Annotated in this window: 4 protein-coding genes; all 4 read right to left on the reverse strand. The window is 64.7% G+C overall.

Annotation, left to right across the window (positions count from 1 at the left end; genetic code table 11):
- Positions 1 to 187: 187 nt before the first annotated feature.
- On the reverse strand, positions 188 to 403 hold the full coding sequence (locus tag F7R19_RS29295; protein ID WP_011229369.1) for a hypothetical protein: 216 nt from the start codon (positions 401 to 403) through the stop codon (positions 188 to 190).
- Positions 404 to 456: 53 nt separating this feature from the next.
- A complete protein-coding gene (locus tag F7R19_RS29300; RefSeq protein ID WP_008651548.1) occupies positions 457 to 1,290 on the reverse strand; it encodes an ExeA family protein in 834 nt (277 codons plus the stop codon).
- Complete coding sequence (locus F7R19_RS29305) at positions 1,287 to 2,726, reverse strand: IS481 family transposase (protein WP_008651549.1); 1,440 nt, start codon at positions 2,724 to 2,726, stop codon at positions 1,287 to 1,289. The genes F7R19_RS29300 and F7R19_RS29305 overlap by 4 nt, the downstream gene beginning before the upstream one ends.
- A 111-nt stretch (positions 2,727 to 2,837) precedes the next feature.
- Entirely contained in the window at positions 2,838 to 3,149 is a 312-nt protein-coding gene (locus F7R19_RS29310; RefSeq protein WP_008651550.1) for a hypothetical protein, read from the reverse strand.
- Positions 3,150 to 3,517: the final 368 nt, after the last annotated feature.

The raw sequence follows: 3,517 nt of genomic DNA on the forward strand, positions 1-3,517 counted from the left end.
TGTGCGTGAGCACGAGATTCGATGGATGCGCGAGCACGGTAATTGATGGTCGGCTGCGGCACCGTCCATCACCAATGTTGCGTGCCGTCGGGCAACGCTGATGGACGTGGCGATCTATCGCGGTGGACCGGATGCGGAGCAGCGGCACTGATGTAACAAGGGGCCCGGCGGGCCCCTTGTTACTGGATCAGAAGTCGTTATCTGCGAGATCGCCAAGGCCATCAGGATGCTCCTGCCGATCTTCGGCCAGCCACTGGGCCAAGGCCAATTGATAGTGAGCATGCAGACGGTCGCGCAGATCGTCGAGCAATTCGATCACAGCCCAGGCCTGCGCGGGCGTCCAGTTGGCATCAATGAGCAGGGGCAGCCCCTGGGCGATGCCGGATGGCTGGTGGAAGGTCATGGTGATGTCGTCGTTGTGTTGATGGACGTGGCGGCGATGGCCAACGGCGCCACTCACCGCCTGGCGCGGCGGTTCAGGGTTGCGCTGTAGGTTTCCAGATAGAGCTTCTCGTCGATCTGCGGTAGCTCCCGCTGCGCGGCCTGGGCCAGAAGCTCGCCCGCCAGGTTCATCAGGATGCGGTAATTGCCGGCGGCGTGCTCACACAGGGTCTGGCGCAATGGCATGGTCATCAGGGTGGCGTTGCCGGCGGCGGCCAGCAAGTGGTCCAGGCAGGCCTGCAGCTCGTCGATGCTCGCACTCTCCAGCGCCAGACGGCAGCGGATGCGGCTGCCCAGCGGGATCAGGTCCTCGCGGCTGAACTTCTCCGGCAGGCGAGCGTCGCCGGCAAGCACCACGCACAGCAGCAATTGCGAGTCGAAGCGTGCCTGTGCGAGCAGGCGCAGTTCCGAGAGGGCTGGCACCGCCATCTCCTGGGCTTCATCGATGAGCAGCACGCAGCGGCGGCGGCTGGCCTCCATGTGGGTGAGCCAGCGCTCGCGCAGCGCCTTGAAGCCGCCCCAGCGATTGTGGGGCTTGAGCGGTACGGTAAAGATGTCGCTGAGCTCGCGATAGAAGTCCGCCAGATTGCTCTGTGGGTGAGCGATCGAGCCGACCATCAGATCGGGGACGCGCATGAGGCGCTGATGGAGCAGGCGCAGCGTGACGCTCTTGCCGCAACCGGGGTCGCCATGCACCATGGCGAAGCCGCCTTCGCGGGCCATACCGTTCTCAATGCGCCAGCAGAAGTGATCGAGCTTGGGTGGCACGAACACGGCCTCGACGGGGATGTCCTGGGCGAAGGGGTTGAACTTCAGACCGTACAAGGCCAGCAGGTTGGGTTGATTCATAGCTTGGTGGGTGCGGGTGGGAGATAGGCCGGCGGCAGGCCGGTGGCGGCGTGTTCGGCGAGCAACTGACGCAGCAGCGGCGCAGTGCCAGCCTGCGCGGGTTCCTCGTTAGCAGGCGAGGCACCCTTGGCCGTGAGATGCGCGCGCCGTGCGTCGGCATTGGCAGACTTGTCCAGCGGGAACACGGCGGCCAGGATCGCGCCGATGCGCGCATCGATCAGGTCGACTTGGGAGAGATCCCAGCGCGCGTAGCTCAGGCAGACTTGCTCGAGGTGGCGGTAAGCGCCGGGGATCTCGAAGCGCACGCCGTCCAACGTGAAGGTGCCGTCGGTTCTGCGCTGGCGGCGATGCTGGCGGATACGGAAGGCCCGGCGCAAGGCCAGCGCCTCGGGACTGGGGCGCGAGACGTCGGCACAGGACAGGTAGCGCTGCAGAGGCGTCGCCTCGAGTTCGGCGTGTTCCTTGTGGTGGTATTCCTGCTCGACCCAGGCCTGCGTGGCGAGGTTCAATTGCTCCAGGGTGAGGTGCGACTCACCTTCGAGCATGGCCATCAGCCGGGACTCGAGCTGTCCCCAGAAGCGTTCCTGCTTGGCATTCTGGTATGGGCTGTAGGGCAAGGTAGTCTGGTGCAGGATGCCCAGACTGGCCAGCCCCTCGACGAACTCGTCGGCCATCATGGCTGCGCCGTTATCGGTCATGATGGCCCGCGGCAGCCCTCGCTTCATGATCGCCTGCGAGACGCCGTGCACCAGCGAGGCAGTGGTCTCGTCGAGGAACCACTGCAGGTGGCAGACCAGCCGCGAATGGTCGTCCATAATGCAGAGCAGCAGCGGCTTGTGCCACTGCCCATCGGGGGTGAGCACCTTGCGCGAACCATGGTGGAAGTCCAGGTGCCAGAGCGCGGCCACGTGGTCGACCTCGTAGCTACGCACCTCGCGTGCCTCGCGGCGAGCCGCAGCAGCGATGGCCCCATCCGTGCTCGAGCGCGGGGTTGGCTTGCGCACCAGACCCTGCGCCTTCAGATACCGGCACACCGTGGTGTAGGACGGCAGCGTGTCCGGGCCATCCTTGGTCGCGACGCGCAGGTTGTCGTAATGCAACTGCATGGTCCAGCCGGGGTGCTGACGGTACTGCTCGACCAGCGCTTCGATGATGGCTGGGCTCAGACTGACGAAGTGGCCGCAATCGTCGCGCAGTCGGTTCTTGAGTTGATCGACCGGATCCTGGACGTGACGGGCCCGGTAATACCAGCGTTCGATGGAAGACGCGCCGAACTGAACGTCGGCGCCGGTGATGGGGTGCCGCCAGACCTTGGCGGCCAGTGCCTGGAACGCTTGCTGCAATTCTCCTTTGGCAGGCGGCGAAGCCAGCAAAGGGCCAATGACCGAGAAGCGCAAGCGCGCCCATCGGTTGCGATGATCAATCGATAGTGACATGACTCTCCGTTGGGGGGATAACGGGAGCAGGCTACGGGCAGTGCGGGTGACCCGCCATCGACATGTTCTGCGGGAGATTCCCCTATCTGGCGCATCCCTCAGCCAGCGTGGTCAGGCCGGGCCCAGCAGCAGAAGCAACACCGCGGCCAGACGCTCGTCTTCGCTGTCGTGCTCGACCGATTGCAGCAGGCAGTCGGGATAGATGAACGGCTCGGGCGTTGGCGGGATGAGGCCACGCAGCCACCGACCGACGGGGGTCTTGGGGAAGGTCTCGGTCCACCACTGACGCCAGCGCTTGAGCGTGGCCCAACTGATCGCCGGCAGGCCGTCCAGGCAGGCGCCAGTGGCACGGCTCGATCGCAGTACCAGGACAATGGCCAGCCAGACACGCCGGCCGAGAAAGCGCACCGAATCGGGCGTCATGCGTTTGCGGCATCCGGCACAGCACAGGCTCAGGCGCGTATTGCAGTCCGGGTGTGCTGCCGGTGGGCATCCGCGCGGCTTACGCGGATAGTTGGCACTGTGCAGCACAGAGCCGCAATGGCAGCAGCCCCTGTCTCGCGCCACCTTCATCAAGTCTTCGTCGATCCGGCGCAACAGGGCAAAAAACGCTGGCGTTTGTAGCAAGGCATGGCACACTGCTGAGGTCTCCTTCATTGCTCGACACAATAAAGGCGACATCTTCCCTCAGGCGCGTGCATGCACGCTCCCTGAGGGAACCCCTCCAGCGTCCATCACCGTTCTTGCTCAAATCCCCACGCTTTCGGCATCACGAAAGCTGCTTATGCACA

Origin of the sequence: Cupriavidus pauculus, from assembly GCF_008801835.1 — a bacterium.
Taxonomy (GTDB): Bacteria; Pseudomonadota; Gammaproteobacteria; order Burkholderiales; family Burkholderiaceae; genus Cupriavidus; species Cupriavidus pauculus.

Excerpts from the sequence above, each read along its gene's own strand:
- F7R19_RS29305 (WP_008651549.1), bottom strand. The coding sequence starts at position 2,726 with ATGTCACTATCGATTGATCATCGCAACCGATGGGCGCGCTTGCGCTTC.
- F7R19_RS29310 (WP_008651550.1), bottom strand. The coding sequence starts at position 3,149 with ATGACGCCCGATTCGGTGCGCTTTCTCGGCCGGCGTGTCTGGCTGGCC.
- F7R19_RS29295 (WP_011229369.1), bottom strand. The coding sequence starts at position 403 with ATGACCTTCCACCAGCCATCCGGCATCGCCCAGGGGCTGCCCCTGCTC.
- F7R19_RS29300 (WP_008651548.1), bottom strand. The coding sequence starts at position 1,290 with ATGAATCAACCCAACCTGCTGGCCTTGTACGGTCTGAAGTTCAACCCC.